This window comes from Thermomonas sp. (genome assembly GCF_019104945.1).
Lineage (GTDB): Bacteria > Pseudomonadota > Gammaproteobacteria > Xanthomonadales > Xanthomonadaceae > Thermomonas.
On the sequence record NZ_JAHRWW010000027.1, the window covers coordinates 68,161 to 87,141 of the forward strand.

Below are 18,981 nucleotides of genomic sequence, written 5' to 3' on the forward strand. Positions count from 1 at the left end.
CGCTTCGCACCATTTAATACGCGTTTCTCAAGAGGATGTCCCCATGAGTTATTTCCTTGACCGTCTGCAGTTCTTCAATCGCAATCCAGAAGAGTTTGCCGACGGACACGGCGTTACCAAAACCGAAAGCCGCGAGTGGGAGAACACCTATCGCGCGCGCTGGCAGTACGACAAGATCGTGCGCTCCACCCACGGCGTGAACTGCACCGGCTCCTGCAGCTGGAAGATCTACGTCAAAAACGGTTTGGTGACCTGGGAAACGCAGCAAACCGACTATCCGCGCACCCGCCCCGACCTGCCCAACCACGAGCCGCGCGGCTGCCCCCGTGGTGCCAGCTACTCGTGGTATCTGTACAGCGCCAACCGGGTGAAGTACCCGCTGGTGCGCGGCGCGCTGCTGAAGATGTGGCGCGAAGCGCGCAAGAGCAAATCGCCGGTCGACGCTTGGGCCAGCATCGTTGAAGACAAGAGCAAAACCAAGGAATACAAGACCCGTCGTGGTATGGGTGGTTTTGCCCGCGTGCGCTGGGATGAAGTCAACGAACTGATCGCCGCAGCCAACCTGTACACGGTCAAGACCCACGGCCCCGACCGCGTGATCGGGTTCTCGCCGATCCCGGCGATGTCGATGATTTCCTACGCCTCCGGCGCGCGCTACCTGTCGCTGCTGGGCGGTGCCTGCCTGTCGTTCTACGACTGGTACTGCGATCTGCCGCCGTCCAGCCCGCAGGTCTGGGGCGAGCAGACTGACGTGCCGGAATCGGCCGACTGGTACAACAGCCGCTACATCATCGCTTGGGGTTCCAACGTCCCGCAGACGCGTACGCCCGACGCGCACTTCTTCACCGAAGCGCGCTACAACGGCACCAAGACGGTGGCCATCACGCCGGACTATTCGGAAGTGGCCAAGCTCACCGATCACTGGCTGCACCCGAAGCAGGGCACCGACGCCGCGCTGGCGTTCGCCTTCGGCCATGTGATCTTGAAAGAATTCCACGTCGATAACCCGGCGCCGTATTTTGTTGATTACTGCCGCAAGACCACCGACATGCCGATGTTGGTGCGCCTTGAGAAGCGCGCCGACGGCCGGCTGGTGCCGGAGCGTTTCCTGCGCGCCTCCGACCTTGGCGGCCTGGGCGAAGCCAACAACCCCAAATGGAAGACGCTGGCGATTGATGAAACCAGCGGCAACGTGGTGGTGCCGAACGGTTCCATCGGTTTCCGCTGGGGCGAAAAAGGCAAGTGGAATATCGAACAGAAAGACAGCAGCGGGCGCGAGACCCATCTGCAGCTGTCACTGAAAGATCAGCACGACGCGGTTGAAGCCGTGAGCTTCCCCTACTTCGGCGGTATCGAACACGAGATGTGGACGGCCTCGAAGTTTGAAGACATCTTGGAGCGCAATGTTCCGGTGAAGCGCATGCAGCTGGCCGATGGCAAAGAGTGGCTGGTGGCCACCGTGTACGACCTATTGCTGGCGCAGTACGGCATCGACCGTGGCTTCGGTGGTGGCAATGTCGCCACCAGTTTCGACGACAACGTGCCGGGCACCCCCGCTTGGCAAGAAGTGATCACCGGCGTGCCGCGCCATGACGTGATCGAGATCGCCCGCGAGTTCGCCAGCACTGCCGCCAAGACCGGCGGCCGCAGCATGATTATTGTGGGCGCGGCGATGAACCACTGGTTCCACAACGACATGAACTACCGCGGCCTCATCAATATGTTGATGATGTGCGGCTGCATCGGCCAGACCGGCGGCGGTTGGGCGCATTACGTGGGTCAGGAAAAGCTGCGCCCGCAAACCGGCTGGCAGCCGATCGCGTTTGGTCTGGACTGGAGCAAGCCGCCGCGCCATATGAACGGCACTTCGTTCTTCTACTTCATGTCCGACCAGTGGCGTTATGAAAAGCTGGAGATGAAGGAGCTGCTGTCGCCGCTGGCCGATGCCAGCAAGTACACCGGCAGCCAAGCCGACTTCAACCTGCAGGCGATCCGCATGGGTTGGCTACCGAGCGCGCCGCAGCTCAATACCAATCCGCTGAGTATTGCTAAGGCCGCGCAGGCCGCAGGCAGCACACCGGCCGAGTATGTAGTGAACGGGCTGAAGAACGGCCAGCTGGACTTCGCCTACGCCGACCCAGACGCGCCGGAAAACTTCCCGCGCAATATGTTCATCTGGCGCTCTAATCTGCTGGGCAGCTCCGGTAAGGGCCACGAGTACATGCTGCGCCACTTGCTGGGCACCCGTCATGGTGTGCAGGGCAAGGATCTGGGTGAACGCGGCGCGATCAAGCCGGAAGAAATCGTATGGCGCGACGAAGCGCCGGAAGGCAAGCTTGACCTGCTGGTGACGCTGGACTTCCGCATGTGCACCACCGCACTGTATTCCGACGTGGTGCTGCCCACCGCGACTTGGTACGAAAAGAACGACCTCAACACCTCGGACATGCACCCGTTCATCCACCCGCTGTCGAAAGCGGTGGATCCGGCGTGGGAAGCGCGCAGCGACTGGGATATCTTCAAGGGGATTGCCAAGACCGTCAGCGCGCTCGCCCCCGGCGTGCTCGGCGTGGAAACCGACGTGGTGTTGGTGCCCACTCTGCACGACACCCCCGGCGAGCTGGCGATGCCGCTGGGCGTCACCGATTGGAAGAAGGGTGAGTGCGACCCGATTCCGGGCCAAACCATGCCCACCATTGCCGTGGTCGAGCGTGACTACCCGAACCTGTACAAGAAGTTCACCTCGCTTGGCCCGCTGCTGGACAAGCAGGGCAACGGCGGCAAGGGCATCAACTGGGATACACAGGACGAAGTGAAATTCCTTGGTGACCTCAACCACCGCGTGCGCGAGGAAGGCGTCAGCCAAGGTCGCCCCAATATCCAAACCGCCATCGACGCTGCCGAGTGCGTGCTGCACCTAGCCCCGGAAACCAATGGCCATGTGGCGGTGAAGGCATGGGAAGCGCTGGGTGAATTCACCGGCCGTGACCACACCCATCTTGCGGTGGGCAAGGAACACGAGGCCATTCGCTTCCGCGACATCCAAGCGCAGCCGCGCAAGATTATTTCTTCGCCTACATGGTCGGGCTTGGAAGACGAGCACGTCAGCTATAACGCCGGCTACACCAATGTGCATGAAATGATTCCATGGCGCACCGTCACTGGCCGCCAGCAGTTCTACATGGATCACGAGTGGATGATCGCCTTCGGTGAAGGCTTCATGCAGTACCGCCCACCGGTAGACACCAAGACCATCGCCCCGATCATCGGCAAGAAGCCGAACGGCAATAAAGAGATCGCGCTGAACTGGATCACCCCGCACCAGAAGTGGGGCATCCACAGCACGTACTCCGACAACCTGATCATGCAGACGTTGTCACGCGGCGGCCCGATCGTGTGGCTGTCGGAAGACGATGCACGCAGCGCCGGGATCGAGGACAACGACTGGATCGAACTGTTCAACGTCAACGGTGCGATCGCCGCGCGTGCGGTGGTCAGTCAGCGCATGATGAACGGCATCGCGATGATGTATCACGCGCAGGAACGCATCATCAACGTGCCGGGTTCGGAAATCACCGGCACCCGTGGCGGCATCCATAACTCGGTGACGCGCGTCGTGCTCAAACCCACCCACATGATCGGCGGCTATGCCCAGTTCGCCTATGGGTTCAACTATTACGGCACGGTGGGCAGTAACCGTGACGAATTCGTGGTCGTACGCAAGATGAATAAAGTCGATTGGTTGGATGGCGAGCCGGTGCCGGCCAACGCCCAGGAGGTGGTGTGATGAAGGTCCGTGCACAAATCGCGATGGTGTTGAATCTGGACAAGTGCATCGGTTGTCACACTTGCTCGATCACCTGCAAAAACGTCTGGACCAGCCGCGAAGGTGTGGAATACGCCTGGTTCAACAACGTCGAAACTAAGCCCGGTGTGGGTTACCCGAAGGAATGGGAAAACCAAGACAAGTGGAACGGCGGCTGGGTGCGCACCAAGGCTGGCAAGCTGGTGCCCAAGGCCGGTGGCCGCTTCCGCATGCTGTCCAAGATCTTCGCCAACCCAGATCTGCCGCAGATCGACGACTACTACGAGCCGTTCGATTTCGACTACCAGCACCTACATGAAGCGCCAGACAGCAAGCACCAGCCCACCGCGCGCCCGCGTTCGCTGATCTCCGGCGAGCGCATGCAGAAGATCCATTGGGGCCCGAACTGGGAAGAAATTCTCGGCACCGAGTTTGCCAAGCGCGCCAAGGACAAGAACTTCGACGGCGTGCAGAAGGAAATCTACGGCGCGTTCGAGAAGACCTTCATGATGTACCTGCCGCGCCTGTGCGAGCACTGCCTCAACCCGGCGTGCGTATCGGCCTGCCCGTCCGGCGCGATCTATAAGCGCGAGGAAGATGGCATCGTGCTGATTGATCAGGACAAGTGCCGCGGCTGGCGCATGTGCGTGTCGGCCTGCCCGTACAAGAAGATCTATTACAACTGGAAGTCGGGCAAATCCGAGAAGTGCATCTTCTGCTACCCGCGCATCGAGATGGGCGAGCCCACCGTGTGCTCGGAAACTTGCGTGGGCCGTATCCGCTACCTCGGCGTGCTGCTGTATGACGCCGACCGCATCCAAGAAGCGGCCTCGGTGCCGGCCGAGAAGGACCTGTACCAAGCGCACTTGGACATCTTCCTCGACCCCAACGATCCCAAGGTTATTGAAGCGGCGCGCAAGGAAGGCATCCCAGATAGCTGGCTGGAAGCGGCGGTGAACTCGCCGACCTACAAGCTCGCCATCGACTGGAAGCTGGCGCTGCCGCTGCATCCGGAATACCGCACCCTGCCGATGGTGTGGTACGTGCCGCCGTTGTCGCCGATCCAGTCCGCCGCAGAGCGTGGCCGCGTGGGTATGAACGGCGAACTGCCGGACGTCGGCTCGCTGCGCATCCCCGTGCGTTATCTGGCCAATATGCTCACCGCGGGTGATGAAGGCCCAGTGATTCGTGCACTGGAACGCCTGATGGCGATGCGCGCTTGGCGCCGCGCCAAAAACGTGGACGGCGTAGAAGATTTGGCCGTGCTCAAGCAGGCGGGCCTCACCGCCGCGCAGGCCGAAGACATGTACCGCTACCTCGCGATTGCCAATTACGAAGACCGCTTCGTCATTCCCAGCGCGCACCGCGAATACGCCAACGACACCTTCGGTGAGCGCGGCGGTTGCGGCTTCACCTTCGGCAACGGCTGCAGCGGCGACTCCCCGGCCGACCTGTTCGGCGAACGCAAGACCACGCGCTACACCGTGCATCCCAACCGGCAGGAAAAGTTTGAGGTGATCGAATGAGCCTACTCAAACTGATCGGCGTGCTGTTGGACTACCCACAGGACGACCTATGGCAGCACGGCGACGAAGTGCTGGCAGCCGTCAACGCCACCGGCCTGCCCGCCGCGCGCCGCGCGCAGCTGGCAAACTTCACGCAAGCGCTGCTGGAAACAGATCCGCTTGACGCGCAGGAACGCTGGCTGCTGCTGTTTGACCGTGGCCGCTCGATGAGCCTGCTGCTGTTTGAACACATTCACGGTGAATCACGCGATCGCGGTCAAGCCATGGTCGATCTGATCGAAGCCTATCGCAAGAATGGCTACGAGCTTTCTGCCAAAGAACTGCCGGATTATCTGCCGCTGCTGCTGGAATACCTTAGCCTGCGCCCGCAGGAAGAAGCCCGCGACTGGCTACAGCACGTCAGCCACATCATCGGCTTGCTGGCCGCACGCGCTGGCGAACGCGAAAGCCCGTACGCGCTGCTGCTGGAAATTTTGGTGGAATTTGCCGACGGCAAACTCGACCTGAGCGCTCTGCGCAAACGCGCCAGCGAAGAACCGCGCGACGACACGCCCGAAATGATGGACAAGCTGTGGGAAGAAGAAGCGGTGCGCTTTGGTAACGAAGCCCCCGGCGAAGATTGCACGCCCCCAACCCGTACGTTTGCCCGCGCTACCTCTGCCGCAACCCAACAGGTGCAGCCATGAATTATCTCAATACGTTTGCATTCCAGTTCTACCCTTATATCGCGCTTGCCGTGTTTTTCATCGGCAGCTGGGCGCGCTTTGACCGTTCGATGTACACCTGGCGCACCGGCTCCAGCCAGCTCTTGTCTGACAAGGGCATGCGCGTTGGTAGCAATATGTTCCACCTCGGCATCCTTGCCATCTTGGGTGGGCATTTGGTCGGCCTGCTAACCCCGCACGCACTGTACGAACCCTTCATCACCGCACCGCAGAAGCAGCTGCTGGCGATGGTCGCGGGTGGCGTGTTCGGCTTGGTTTGCTTGGTGGGCATCACCATCTTGACCGTGCGCCGCCTCACCAACCCGCGTGTGAAGGCCACCGGCACCACCAGTGACACGGTGATCCTGCTGCTGCTGTTCCTGCAGCTGTTGCTGGGCCTGTACACCATCATCGCTTCCACCCACCACATGGACGGCGGTGTGATGATGGCACTGGCCGAATGGGCGCAGCGCATCGTTACCTTCCGTGGCGGCGCGGCAGACCTCGTTGTGGGCGTGAACTGGGTGTACAAGGCGCATATTTTCCTTGGCCTAACCCTGTTCCTGCTGGCGCCGTTCACCCGCTTGGTGCATGTATGGAGCATCCCGCTAAGCTATATCTGGCGTCCGTATCAGGTGGTGCGTCGGCGTTCGCCTCCGCTGCGCTACGGGCCGAGGGCGTAATCATGGCCAGCCAAAAACGCCTACGCGAGCTGCCCATCACCGTCATCGACAGCGGCAAGACCGTGGCTGAAGAAGCGCACGATCATCAACACGATGCAGACGGTGAAGGCCCACGCTCACTGGGCCGCCCTGCCCCCGCGTTTCTGTTTGTTGGTGACACGGCCATTAGTGAAGCCGAGATCGCCCGCGAGATGCAGTTCCATCGCGCCATGAAACCAGAACAGTCGCGCGCCGATGCGGCACGCGCACTGGTGGTGCGTGAACTACTGCAGCGAGAAATCAAGCGCCTTGGCCTAGAATCTGAAATCGGCGAGAGCAGCGGCGAGGCGATGGAAGAAGCCTGCATCCGCCTGCTGCTGGAGCGTGAGGTAGAAAACCGCACGCCAACCATTGAGGACTGCCAGCGCTATTTCGAACAAAACCCGGAGCGTTTCCACGCCCCGGACCGCATCAAGGTGCGGCATATTTTGTTCGGTGCCGCCGCCGATGACGTTAACGGCCGCTTCAGCGCGCGCGAACAGGCAGAAAAGCTCATCGCCGAGTTGAAAACGCAGCCGCATCTGTTTACCGACTTCGCTTTGCGTCATTCCGATTGCCCGTCTAAAACCGACGGCGGCGAGCTCGGTTGGCTTGAACGCGGGCAAACCACGCCCGAATTTGATCGGCAGGTGTTCCGCCTGCGCGAAGGCTTGGCCGCGTTCCCGGTGGAATCGCGCTGGGGTTATCACGTCGTGTGTATTGACGCGTTAGAAACCGGCGAAAAACTTGCGTTTAATCAAGTTCAAAACCGCATTTCTGATTATCTTGAACTGCAGGTTCGGCAACGCGAACTTCAGCAGTATCTGCAAGGCTTGCAGAACCGCTACGAAGTGCGCGGGCTGGACGCGATTGAGGCCGAAGCGGCATAACCCAAGCTTGGGACGTGCCACCGGCCAAAGGTTCTCAACCAAGACCGGAAGCACGTCCCATGCAGGACTTTTCAAGCATCAGCCCCGCCCGCCAGCAGCGCGCACTATGGCTTAGCACCTTCGCTTTCACCACCTGCTTTGCCATCTGGATGATCTTTTCGATCATCGGCATTCAGATCAAGCAGCAACTCTCGCTCAACGAAACCCAGTTCGGCTTACTTATCGCCACCCCGGTACTCAGTGGTTCGCTGCTGCGTATTTTTTTGGGCGTCTGGGCAGACCAAATAGGCGGGCGCAAAGTGTTCACCGGCGTGATGCTGGCAGGCGCGGCCGCCACCTGGATGCTCACCCACGCCAGCACCTATCCGCAATTTTTGCTGGCCGCGCTCGGTGTAGGCATTGCTGGTAGCTCGTTCTCGGTGGGCGTGGCCTATGTGTCCAAGTGGTTCCCAGCAGAAAAACAGGGCACCGCACTGGGTATTTTTGGCGCGGGCAATATTGGCTCGGCCGTTACCAAAATTCTTGCACCCATGGTGATGGTAGCTGCAGGCTGGACGATGGTGGCCAAGGTCTGGGCGGTGGCCCTCGCGGTTGTCGCCATCGTGTATTTCCTGTCCACCCAAGATGATCCATCATTGGAAGAACGCCGCAAATCCGGCGTAAAGCCCATGCCGTTTAGCCAACAGATGGCACCGCTCAAAAATCTGCAGGTGTGGCGCTTCGCCCTGTATTACTTCTTCGTGTTCGGCGGCTTCGTGGCGCTGGCGCTGTGGCTGCCGCGTTATCTCATCGGTGCCTACGGCATGGACGTGGCGCACGCCGGTATGTTGGCGGCAGCGTACTCCATCCCTGCCAGCTTGTTCCGTGTGGTGGGCGGCTGGATGTCCGACAAGCTGGGCGCACGCAAGGTGATGTACTGGACCTTCGGCGTGTCGGTGATTTGCTGCTTCTTGCTGGCCTACCCAGATACGCAGTACATCGTAAAAGGCATCAATGGCGATATCACCTTCCGCTTAGCCATTGGCGTGGTGCCGTTCACCCTCTTGGTATTTGTGCTCGGCTTCTTTATGAGCCTCGGCAAGGCCGCAGTATATAAGCACATTCCGGTGTACTACCCGCAGTACGTGGGCGCGGTGGGCGGCGTGGTGGGCATGATCGGCGGCCTTGGCGGCTTCCTGCTTCCAATCGCCTTCGGCGCACTCAACGACCTCACCGGCATCTGGACCAGCTGTTTCATGCTGCTGTTTGTGGTCGTCGCTTCGGCGCTGGCGTGGATGCACTTCGCCATTCGCCGCATGGAGCGCCGCCACTTCCCGCAGATCAGCCGTGAAACCGACCTGCCGGAGATTATCGACGCGCAGCAAAGAGATCGTTAACCCTTCAAGCGCCGCCGTTCAATGCGGCGGCGCTTTTGGACGTTTGGATAACGGTATGGAACACATGGATTACCGGCCAAGCCCAAGGGCCAGTGAGAATCGCAGCATCTCACCTAGCGCACACCCTCTATGCCAAGCCAATCTCTCCGCTCTCGTTCGTTTCAACGCCAGCTGCTCACCCTTGCCTTACTCGGCGCGCTCTCTAGCCCCGCCTTTGCCGATGAAGGCTGCTACGTCTGGAACGGCAGCAGCTGGGTCATTACGGCAGGTAACACCAATGCCGGTATCGAATCGGTCACAACCTCGCTACCGGTCAACCCCGTCACCGACAACAACACCACCTGCCACGCCACCTCCAGCGCCTATGGCTACTTCAATAACGCCAGCGGCAACTACAGCAGCGCCTTCGGCTACGTCAGCCGCGCCTTTGGCGACTACAGCAACGCCTTCGGCAGCGCCAACTGGGCGCGTGGCAATTACAGCAACGCCATTGGCGGCTCGAATATCGCCAACAGCGACTACGCCAGCGCCATCGGCTATGGCAATGCAATCAACGTTGGTGCCAACAATAGCTCAGCCATGGGCTATGCCAACACTATCTTTGCCGCCAATAGCAGCGTGTTTGGCTACCTCAACTCGACCTTTGCGGCTGGCGGCAACGCCTTTGGCTACCTCAACACGGTAGAAGGCGCAAACGCCAGCGGCATGGGCTATATGAACATTGCCAAAGGCAACAACAGCACCGCCGTAGGCTATACCAACAAAGCCACCGGCCTGAACAGCAGCGCCTTGGGCTACATGGGCCAGGCCTTGGGCGAAAACAGCCTTGCCGTAGGCACATGGTATGACCGCGACGGCGATGGAACCGTAAGTGTAGATGTAGATACAGACGGCGACGACGGTGCCGATGCCAGCAGCGAAACTGCGCTGGCCTCCGGCAAAAGCAGCGTGGCGGTAGGCGCAGGCGTACAAGCCACCGGCACAGGCAGCACCGCCGTAGGCGTTTGGAACCAAGCCACCGGCAACAATGCCGTTGCCATGGGCAACAGCAACGTTGCCAGCGGCGAGTTTGGCACAGCCATGGGCATGGGCAACACCGCCAGCAACTCTGCAAGTGCAGCTATCGGTACCAATAACAACGCCATCGGCAACGGCAGCAGTGCGGTGGGGCGTTTGAACTACGCCAGAGCCACCGGCAGCAGCGCCTTTGGGTTCAACAACCAAATTCTGACGGCGGCCACCAATGCCAGCGTGTTCGGCAATAGCTCAGTCGCTGCCAACATAGGTAGCACCGCGATTGGCTATATGGCCGTGGCAGACCGCGACTACGCTATCTCGGTAGGCCAAAGCGGTGGCGAGCACCAAATTATTCACCTTGCCGATGGCACTGAAGATACTGACGCGGTCAATCTGCGCCAGCTCAGAGCTGTTGTTGCGGGCGCAGCCGTAGATTTGTCGCCATTTGCTGCGGCATTTGGAGGCGGAGCTGCTTGGGCTGGCGGCATCTTCACTCCGCCTTCGTACATGATTCAGGGCACAAGCTATAACAATGTGGGTGCGGCCCTTGCTGCTATCGATAGCTGGATGACCAACAATAGCAATGGTGTCCAATACGATGACGCCAGCCATGCCACCGCCACGCTAGATGGCGCCAACGGCACCCAAGTGAAAAACGTGGCCGACGGTGTCGATGCACAGGATGCGGTCAACAAAGGCCAGATGGATGCAGGCGATGCCGCAACACTTGCCGCAGCCAACGCATATGCAGACGCTGGTGATGCCGCCACGCTTACCGCAGCTAACACCCACGCCGACGCGGGCGACGCCGCCACCTTGACCGAATCGAAAACCTATACCGACACCAAAACCACGCAAACCCTGCAATCGGCCAATGCCTATACCGATAGCAAATTTGCCGCATGGAACGACAGCTTCACCCAATTTCAGCAGCAAACCCAAAACCGCTTGGACCAAATGGACCGCCGCATGGTCAATATGGACCGCCGTATCGACCAAATTGGGGCCATGAGCGGGGCCATGAGCGCCGCCGCACTCAACACGGCGGGCTTGCCGGGCCGCAACCGCGTGGGCATTGGCGCAGGCGCACAAAACGGGCGCACCGCCGTAGCCATCAGCTACCAGCGGCTGGTGGCCCCCAACGCCAGCGTGTCCATTGGCAGCGCAATCTCCGGCAGCGACAGCAGCGTCTCGGCAGGTGCCGGTTTTAGCTGGTAACCCCAGCGCAGCCTGCGCAACTTCAAACGGCGTGGCGCATCAAACCCCTCTCCCGTCGGGAGAGGGGTTGGGGTGAGGGGCCGGCAAAACCATCTCCACCACCAGCCCGCCTTCAGCGGGTGAATAAGCGCGCAGCGTGCCGCCGTGTGCGGCCACAATTCGGCGAGTGAAGTGATACCCCAAACCGCTGCCTTTTTTGCCTAGCGATGTGGTGGCGCGAAAATACGGAGTGCCAAGTTTTTCGATGTCCTCGGGCGGCAGCCCCGGGCCGTGGTCGCGCACTGCGATGCGCAAGCCATCGAAATCGCGTTGGGCGCGCAGTTCAACCGTGGAATCAGGCGGTGAATAGCGCAGTGCATTGGCTAAAAGATTGCCAAGCGCCGCGTCGATCAAGGTGGAATCGAACGAAAAACGCCCCTCTGCGCACGCCAGAATACGAAGCCGCGCCAACCCTTCCACACCCTGCGCACGCACCGCATTTTCCAGTGTGTCACGAATCACGCAAGGCGCGCGGTTGATGAGCAGTGCGCCGTGGTCTAACGCTTCTGTCATCAAAAAGTGATCCACAAACCCCGCCAACGTGTCCGCGTTTTTGCGAATTTGCGCCAAGCGCTGCGTTTCTGCGGGCGCAAGATCGGGAAGCTTGATCTGTAGCATCTGCACGGAGCGATCAATCGCCGCCAATGGGTTGCCAAACTCGTGCGACAGCATCGCCACGAAGCGACGCTGCTCCTCTGCGCGGCTGGTGGCCATTGCGGCCTGCTGCATGGCGTCTGCCTTGTCGCGCTGCAGCTGTTGCAAGCGCAGCGCAAGGCCGTAGCTCATCACAAGCACGTGCACCAAAGTGGTGAGCTGATAAAAATTGGCCGTCACTATATTCCACGGCAGCCAGCCTAAATTCGTACCGGAATTGATCGCCGTGCCCAGCATGGGAATGATGAACGCAACGAAATACACCATTAACTCGCTGCGACGGCTGCTTCGCCATTGCAGCCAGAGCAAGCTCATACTGACAAGAAACACAACAGCATTAAGCGCATTCGCCAATTTAACCGCGTACAGCAGTTCCGCCCCCACCAGCCACGGCATCAGCGCAAACGGCAAGAATGCCAAATTGAATAAAGCAATCGAAAGAAACAAACGATGCGCCCGAGGGTGGCGCGGTTTTAACCCCAGCAGCCCATCCCACATCAACACGATGCAAACAGAGCCGCCCAGCCAGCCAATGCGCGGAAGCGCGTCGGTAAACCATTGCGTGTCTTCTTCCAACAACACCGGAAGATAACCATTCGTGCCAAGGTGAAAGAGTAGCTGCGATGCCACGTAACCGGCGTAGCTCAGCATTACCCCATCGCGCAGGCGTGCGCCAAGAATGAGGTAAAACGCCACGACAATCAGCAAAATACCGAAGTACCCACCGCGATAAAAATTGCTACGTGTTTCATTTGCGGTATAAGCATTTACCTGCCATAGCGTGGCATGCACATTGATCGCATTGGTGGTGCGCACGCGAAAATACAGCTGCATGCCGGGGAAAATATCGGTAGCCAACGCAAACAGTCGCGTGCGGATAGGGCGGTCTTGATAGGGCCGGTAATAGCCAAGCGCGTAGTGTTGGTAGCGCCCGTTGGGCTGCTGCACCCAAACATCCACGTTTTCCAGTTCGGGGGTGCCAATACTCAACACCACCCGCTGCGGCGCGTTTAACTCGGGGTCAAGCTGCCCGCGAAACCAGTGCGCTTGGGTGTCATAGCCAAGGCTGCGTGTGCCGCGCAATGGCTTGAAATGCTGCTGCACAAAATCCGGCTGTGACACTGCGGCAAAAGCGAGGTCGCCGCTTGCATCGGCATAGTGCGTTAAACGCCCATCCAACGAAACCTGCGGCGTTTGCGCACTGAACCGCAAAGACGGATTGGAAGCAATCGCAGGAAGCAGCGCAAACACAAGCCAAACAAGGCTAATGCGACAGAACAGGCGCGGCAGGTTCATAACGTCTTTGCAATTTCAGTTTGCGCTGCCCGCCATTCGCCGGGTGCCACACCAAAGCAGCGTTTGAAGGCTTTGCTAAATGCAGGTAAATCCCCATAACCGCAGTGCAGCGCGATATCGCCAATGTCCAAGCGTAAATCACGCAGCAAAACCCGGCTGCGCGCCAGCCGCTGGTCACGCGCGTAGCTGGCCACGGAGAGATCGCGCTCGGCAAACACTTGATACAACCGAGTGCGCGAACACTGCAACGCATGCGCAACGCCTTCCACTGTAAGCCGTGGGTTGTCGAGCTGGCTATCAATATAGCTGCACGCATCGGCAAAGAGCTGCGCGTCGGCGTTTGGCGCCTCGGCAGGTACGGCAGGCGGCGCTGCATCGCCACCACCCTTGCCTAAGCGCCGCAACAGGCTGCGGCAGCTGGCCTCAATCACTTCCAGCGTACTGCGTTTGGAAAGATAAATATCCGCGCCCGCGTTGAACCCTTTTACCTGCTCGTCATTCGCGTCTAGCGCCGTCAGCATCACGATACCAATGGGCAGCCCCTGCACGCGCAGCTGCCGCGCAACTTCAAGCCCACTCATGCCGGGCAGCGCCACGTCTAGCAGCATCAGGTCGAAAGAGCTTTCAGGCGTACTTGCCAAAAACGCTTCCGCGCTTTCAAACCCGCTGGCGGTAAAGCCGCGCAGCTGCAGAAATTCCACAAGATCGGCCAAAAGTTCTGGGCTGTCTTCAACCACGGCAACTTGGGGAAAGGCTGGCATAAGGCAATAAAGGTAGAGGAAAGCAGAAAGTGTATGCGCCTTGCGGGGTTCTGGACGTTTAGACAAGCACCCGAAACAAATGGATTACCTGCATTTTCGCTCGCACTGGCAATGTGCAGGCTCGCATTCGTGACGTTAAAAACCGGGGCTTTGCGCTGCGTCACACATTAACAGGGATTTTTTATGAATCGCGCATACCGCATCGTCTTCAATTCCGCGCTGGGTGTTTGGCAGGTGGTGGCAGAAATTGCAAAAGGCCACGGCCAAGGCAAACGCAGCCGCGCGCGCAGCCCCCACCGCCTGAACGGGCTGCTGCTGGCCATGCTATTGCCCGGTGCCCTTATCAGCACCAGCGCATCGGCAGCCATCGCCCTGCCCACGCAAGACGGCACCAGCGCAGGCGGCGGCAGCACCACACCCGCACCGCCGCCGCCCGTCATCCCCGTCATCCCCGTCAACACCCTGCCCACCGGCGGCAGCATCAGCGTAGGCAATGGCAGCATTAGCACCAGCGGCAGCGCCATGACGGTGCAACAGCAGTCGCAATATCTTGCCATCAACTGGCAAACCTTCGACATCGGCAGCGGTGCCAGCGTCAATTTCCTGCAACCCAATGCCAACGCCATCGCCCTGAACCGCGTGCTGGGCAGCAGCACCAGCAACATCTTCGGCAAACTCACCGGCAATGGCCAGGTGTGGCTGCTCAACCCCAACGGCGTGCTGTTTGGCAGCAGCGCGCAGGTCAACGTGGGCGGGCTGGTGGCCTCCACGCTGGGGTTGAGTGATGATGATTTCATCGCGGGCAACTACCGCTTCAGCGGCAGCGGCGGCAGCGTGGTCAACCAAGGCAGCGTGAACGCGGGCTACGCCGCCCTGCTGGGCGAAACCGTGCGCAACGAAGGCACCATTGCCGCGCGCATGGGCACGGTGGCGCTGGCGGCGGGCAACAAGGTCACGCTGGATTTCGATGGCGACCAACTGCTCAACGTGCAGGTGGACGAAGGCGCACTGCACGCGCTGGCCGACAACCGTGGCCTGATCCAGGCCGACGGCGGCACCGTGCTGATGACCGCGCGCGCCAAGGACGCCCTGCTCGACACCGCCGTCAACAACACCGGCGTGATCCGCGCCCGCACCGTGGAAAACCGCGACGGCCGTATCCTGCTGGTCGGCGACATGGACAGCGGCAGCGCCAACATCGCCGGCACGCTGGACGCCAGCGCGCCCGATGGCGGCAACGGTGGCTTCATCGAAACCAGCGCCGCCCACGTCAACGTGGCCGACAACGCCCTCATCACCACCAAGGCCGCCACCGGCCAAAGCGGCACATGGCTGATCGACCCCACCGATTTCACCGTCGCCAAGAGCGGCGGCGACATGACCGGCGCGGCCCTGACCAACGCGCTTGCCAATGGCGACGTGGAAATCCAGAGCACCGCCGGCGCAGGCGGCGTGAATGGCGACGTGAACATCAAGGACACGGTGAGCTGGAGCCAGAACACCCTCACCCTCAATGCGCAGCGCGACATCAACGTCTTCAGCACGATGAACGCCAGCGGCACGGCGGGGTTGTTCTTCCGATACGGCCAGGCCGATGCCGGTGGCAGCTACAACATCTATGCACCGGTGAACCTCGCCAGCACCGGCAGCTTCCGCACCCAGTCCGGCAGCGCGGGCGGCATCACCAACTGGACGATCATCACCAGCCTGGGCGCGGCGGGCAGCAGCACCGGCACGGATTTGCAGGGCATGAGCGGCAATCTGGGCGGCAACTATGTGCTCGGCGCGGACATTGATGCCAGCAGCACGGCAACGTGGAACGCGGGCGCGGGTTTCACGCCCGTGGGTTTTCGTCCAGATGACAGTTCCGGCAACGGCTTCACCGGCACCCTCGATGGCCTCGGCCATGTCATCGACGGCCTGACCATCAACAATCCGACGCTTCCCACTACCTACAAATACGTCGGCATGTTCGGCTACGCCACCAATGCGCGTATCGCCAACACCGGCCTGACCAATGTCTCTATTACAGGCGGCCCCAGCAGCGCGGCGGGCGGTTTTGTGGGCGCGTCCTACAGCAGCACCAGCATCTCCAACAGCTATGTCACCGGCTCCGTCACGGGTGCCGGCCATGCAGGCGGACTGATTGGCTTTGACTTCGTGCCGCGTGGCGCGGCCTTGCTGGATCATGTGTGGAGTGCCGGTACGGTAACAGCCACCGACATCCCTGCGGGCAGTCAAACCTTGGGCGGCATCGCGGGCGGCCTGATTGGTCTCGGTGGATTGTCCATCACCAACAGCTATTCCACGGCAGACGTGCGCGGCAGTAACTATGTCGGCGGGCTGGCGGGAGCGCGTTTCCGCGGCACGATGGACAACAGCTATTTTGCCGGCAGTATCGGCGCGATTGATCCCAGCCGAAACATCTATGCCTTGGGTGCGCTGGTGGGCGAGTACTACGCAATCAACAGCGGCACTGAAATCAGAAACTCGCACTGGAACACCGACGCGGCGGGTTCAGTCGGCGTTGGCATCAATAGCACAGGTCACATCATGGACAGCGCCAGCGTCACCGGCCTCACCACCGCGCAAATGCGCGATGCCGCCAACTGGACAGGCTTCAATTTCACCGCCACGGCCAGCCAGAACGGTTGGGTGCTGGTCGATGGCGCGATGCCGCTGCTGGCCTCGGAATGGTCGTCTTACATCCGCAACGCCCATCAGCTGCAGCTAATGGCGCTGGACCTGTCCGCCGACTACACGCTGGCGAACGACATCGACGCCAGCGCCACCAACGGCGCGGCGGGCGACGTGTGGTACGGCGGCAGCTTCTCGCCCATCGGCACCGCCGCCGCCAAGTTCACCGGCAGTTTCGACGGCCAGGGCCACGTCATCGACGGTCTCACCATCGACCGGGGCGCGCAGGACAACGTGGGCCTGTTCGGCTATGCGGGCGATGGCGCATTCTTCGCCAACGTCGGCTTGAGCAACGCCAACATCACTGGCCGCGCCTTCGTCGGCACCCTGCTGGGGCAAGGCGGCAATACCGATGCCGTCGCCATCGACAACGCCTGGTCGTCCGGCACCGTCACTTCCACCAGCACCAGCCAGACCCAAGGCGCCATCGGCGGCTTGGTGGGCGGCATGAGCGGCACCATCGCCAACAGCCATTCCAGCGCCACCGTCACCGGCCACAACCGGGTGGGCGGTTTGGTCGGACAAATGTCCGTCAGCTCAGATGCCAACAAGATCCAGCAGATTTCCAATTCGTATGCCACCGGCGACGTGAGCGCCACCTTCGGCTACGGCGGCGGGCTGGTGGGGCGCAACTTCGCCCGCATCGCCAACAGCTACGCCACCGGCGACGTCAGCGGCGGCACCGTGCTGGGTGGGCTGGTGGGCTACGGCAGCATTGCCACTTATTGGAACAACCAGCAAGACCCCAACACCAAAGATTCCTATCTGAATGTCTATGCCAGCGGCAATGTGACTGGCACAGGCAACGATGTAGGCGGCCTGTTTGGCTTGACGCAGGGCTTGCTGGGAGTACACAACGCTTTTGCCACCGGCAACGTGGTGGGCGCTAAAAATGTCGGCGGGTTGATTGGCCGTGTCTCGGACGGCGGCAGCAGCAGCCAGCAAGCATCGCTATGGAGCGTCTATACCCAAGGCGGCACGGTGACGGGTCAGGATAATGTCGGCGGCCTGATTGGCAGCAGTGGTTGGGTACACGTCACGAACTCCTACTCGGCCAGCGGCCTGCTGACCGCCACGGACAGCAACGCCAAGCTGGGCGGGCTGATCGGCGGCAACAATACCGCGCTCAGTGCCAACATATTCATCTTCGATAATGGCGTGTGGAACATCGAAACCACCGGCACCGATTTTGCGGTAGGCGACAACGCCTGGGGGTCGTTCTTTATCACCGCACCGTCGGGCACACAGTATCTGGCCAGTGGCCATACCGTTGGCGCGACCACGGCGCAGATGATGACCGTCGAGCCTTACGCCGTCAGTGGCTTCAATAATGGTCAGGGCGGCCTTGTTGGCTATTCCATCGTCACCGCCGCCAATGCTGCTGGCAACGACTATTCCCAACTTTTATATTCAAACAACATCTATTTCCTCTACGAAGGCCAGACCTACCCGCTGCTCCGCGCCTTCCTGCAACAAGTGACCGTCAACGCCGACTTGTCCGGCGCCAACAAGACCTACGACGGCCAGATCGCCAGCGGCACCGTGGGCAGCTACACCACCAGCATCCCGGTGGACGCCAGCCTGATCCTCGGCAGCCTGAGCTATGCCACCAACAGCGCCAACGCCGGCACCTACACCACCAGCAGCGGGCTGAACGTCAGCGGCGGCCTGTATTCCGGCCAACTCGGCTACGAGATCACCTACAGCCCCACCACCAGCCTGACCATCAACCCCGCAGCGCTCACCATCACCGCCAACGATGCCAGCAAGATCTACGACGGCCTCGCGTGGACGGGCGGCAACGGCGTCACCTACAGCGGCTTCGTCAACGGCGAAGATGCCAACGTGTTGTCCGGCACGCTCACTTGGGGCGGCAGCAGCCAAAATGCCGTCAACGCAGGCAGCTATAGCCTGATCGCCAGCGGCCTTTCCAGCGGCAACTACGTCATCACCTATCAAGACGGCACGCTGAACATCGCCAAGGCCAGCGCGGTCATTACCGCCAACAGCGGCACCCTCACCTACAACGGCCTGCTGCAAGCCATCACCGGCTACAGCGTTGCAGGTTTAGTGAACGGCGAAAACGCCAGCGTCATCACTGGTCTTGTAGAAACCGGCGGCAGCGGCACCAATGCAGGCACCTATGCCCATACCGTCAGCGGTGGCAGCGCGGCCAACTACACCCTGACCTACGTCCCCGGCGCGCTCACCATCAACCCGGCGTCACTCACCATCACCGCCAACGACGCCAGCAAGACCTACGACGGCCTTGCGTGGACGGGCGGCAATGGCGTGAC

At 60.8% G+C, this 18,981-nt stretch carries 10 protein-coding genes; 8 read left to right on the forward strand and 2 right to left on the reverse strand.

The window, feature by feature from the left end; all coding sequences use genetic code 11:
• The first annotated feature begins 43 nt into the window (after nt 1–43).
• The 7 genes from KUL77_RS07470 (at nt 44) to KUL77_RS07500 (ending at nt 11,237) form a co-directional block, all read left to right on the forward strand.
• Nucleotides 44–3,787: a nitrate reductase subunit alpha gene (locus KUL77_RS07470; protein WP_297145192.1), complete on the forward strand. Its 3,744-nt coding sequence runs from the start codon at nt 44–46 to the stop codon at nt 3,785–3,787.
• Complete coding sequence (gene narH, locus KUL77_RS07475) at nt 3,787–5,331, forward strand: nitrate reductase subunit beta (RefSeq protein ID WP_297145194.1); 1,545 nt, start codon at nt 3,787–3,789, stop codon at nt 5,329–5,331. The genes KUL77_RS07470 and narH overlap by 1 nt, the downstream gene beginning before the upstream one ends.
• A complete protein-coding gene (gene narJ, locus KUL77_RS07480; RefSeq protein WP_297145197.1) occupies nt 5,328–6,017 on the forward strand; it encodes a nitrate reductase molybdenum cofactor assembly chaperone in 690 nt (229 codons plus the stop codon). The genes narH and narJ overlap by 4 nt, the downstream gene beginning before the upstream one ends.
• Nucleotides 6,014–6,718 (forward strand): respiratory nitrate reductase subunit gamma, encoded by a 705-nt coding sequence (gene narI, locus KUL77_RS07485; protein WP_297145199.1) that lies wholly within the window; start codon nt 6,014–6,016, stop codon nt 6,716–6,718. The genes narJ and narI overlap by 4 nt, the downstream gene beginning before the upstream one ends.
• A gap of 2 nt (nt 6,719–6,720) precedes the next feature.
• Nucleotides 6,721–7,626, forward strand: a complete 906-nt coding sequence (locus tag KUL77_RS07490; protein ID WP_297145203.1) for a peptidylprolyl isomerase — start codon at nt 6,721–6,723, stop codon at nt 7,624–7,626.
• 59 nt (nt 7,627–7,685) lie between these two features.
• On the forward strand, nt 7,686–9,002 hold the full coding sequence (locus tag KUL77_RS07495; protein WP_297145206.1) for a nitrate/nitrite transporter: 1,317 nt from the start codon (nt 7,686–7,688) through the stop codon (nt 9,000–9,002).
• A 129-nt stretch (nt 9,003–9,131) separates the two neighbouring features.
• Nucleotides 9,132–11,237 (forward strand): YadA-like family protein, encoded by a 2,106-nt coding sequence (locus KUL77_RS07500; protein ID WP_297145208.1) that lies wholly within the window; start codon nt 9,132–9,134, stop codon nt 11,235–11,237.
• 39 nt (nt 11,238–11,276) lie between these two features.
• On the opposite strand, the gene KUL77_RS07505 is transcribed toward KUL77_RS07500, so the two are convergent.
• Complete coding sequence (locus KUL77_RS07505) at nt 11,277–13,226, reverse strand: 7TM-DISM domain-containing protein (RefSeq protein WP_297145211.1); 1,950 nt, start codon at nt 13,224–13,226, stop codon at nt 11,277–11,279.
• Entirely contained in the window at nt 13,223–13,987 is a 765-nt protein-coding gene (locus tag KUL77_RS07510; protein WP_297145214.1) for a response regulator, read from the reverse strand. The genes KUL77_RS07505 and KUL77_RS07510 overlap by 4 nt, the downstream gene beginning before the upstream one ends.
• Before the next feature lie 183 nt (nt 13,988–14,170).
• On the opposite strand from KUL77_RS07510, the gene KUL77_RS07515 reads away from it, so the two are divergent.
• A partial coding sequence (locus KUL77_RS07515) for a filamentous hemagglutinin N-terminal domain-containing protein (RefSeq protein ID WP_297145217.1) occupies nt 14,171–18,981 on the forward strand: 4,811 nt, incomplete at its 3' end.

What these genes read in the sequence shown, in the direction of transcription:
- KUL77_RS07470 (WP_297145192.1), top strand. Translation starts at nt 44, where the DNA reads ATGAGTTATTTCCTTGACCGTCTGCAGTTCTTCAATCGCAATCCAGAA.
- narH (WP_297145194.1), top strand. Translation starts at nt 3,787, where the DNA reads ATGAAGGTCCGTGCACAAATCGCGATGGTGTTGAATCTGGACAAGTGC.
- narJ (WP_297145197.1), top strand. Translation starts at nt 5,328, where the DNA reads ATGAGCCTACTCAAACTGATCGGCGTGCTGTTGGACTACCCACAGGAC.
- narI (WP_297145199.1), top strand. Translation starts at nt 6,014, where the DNA reads ATGAATTATCTCAATACGTTTGCATTCCAGTTCTACCCTTATATCGCG.
- KUL77_RS07490 (WP_297145203.1), top strand. Translation starts at nt 6,721, where the DNA reads ATGGCCAGCCAAAAACGCCTACGCGAGCTGCCCATCACCGTCATCGAC.
- KUL77_RS07495 (WP_297145206.1), top strand. Translation starts at nt 7,686, where the DNA reads ATGCAGGACTTTTCAAGCATCAGCCCCGCCCGCCAGCAGCGCGCACTA.
- KUL77_RS07500 (WP_297145208.1), top strand. Translation starts at nt 9,132, where the DNA reads ATGCCAAGCCAATCTCTCCGCTCTCGTTCGTTTCAACGCCAGCTGCTC.
- KUL77_RS07505 (WP_297145211.1), bottom strand. Translation starts at nt 13,226, where the DNA reads ATGAACCTGCCGCGCCTGTTCTGTCGCATTAGCCTTGTTTGGCTTGTG.
- KUL77_RS07510 (WP_297145214.1), bottom strand. Translation starts at nt 13,987, where the DNA reads ATGCCAGCCTTTCCCCAAGTTGCCGTGGTTGAAGACAGCCCAGAACTT.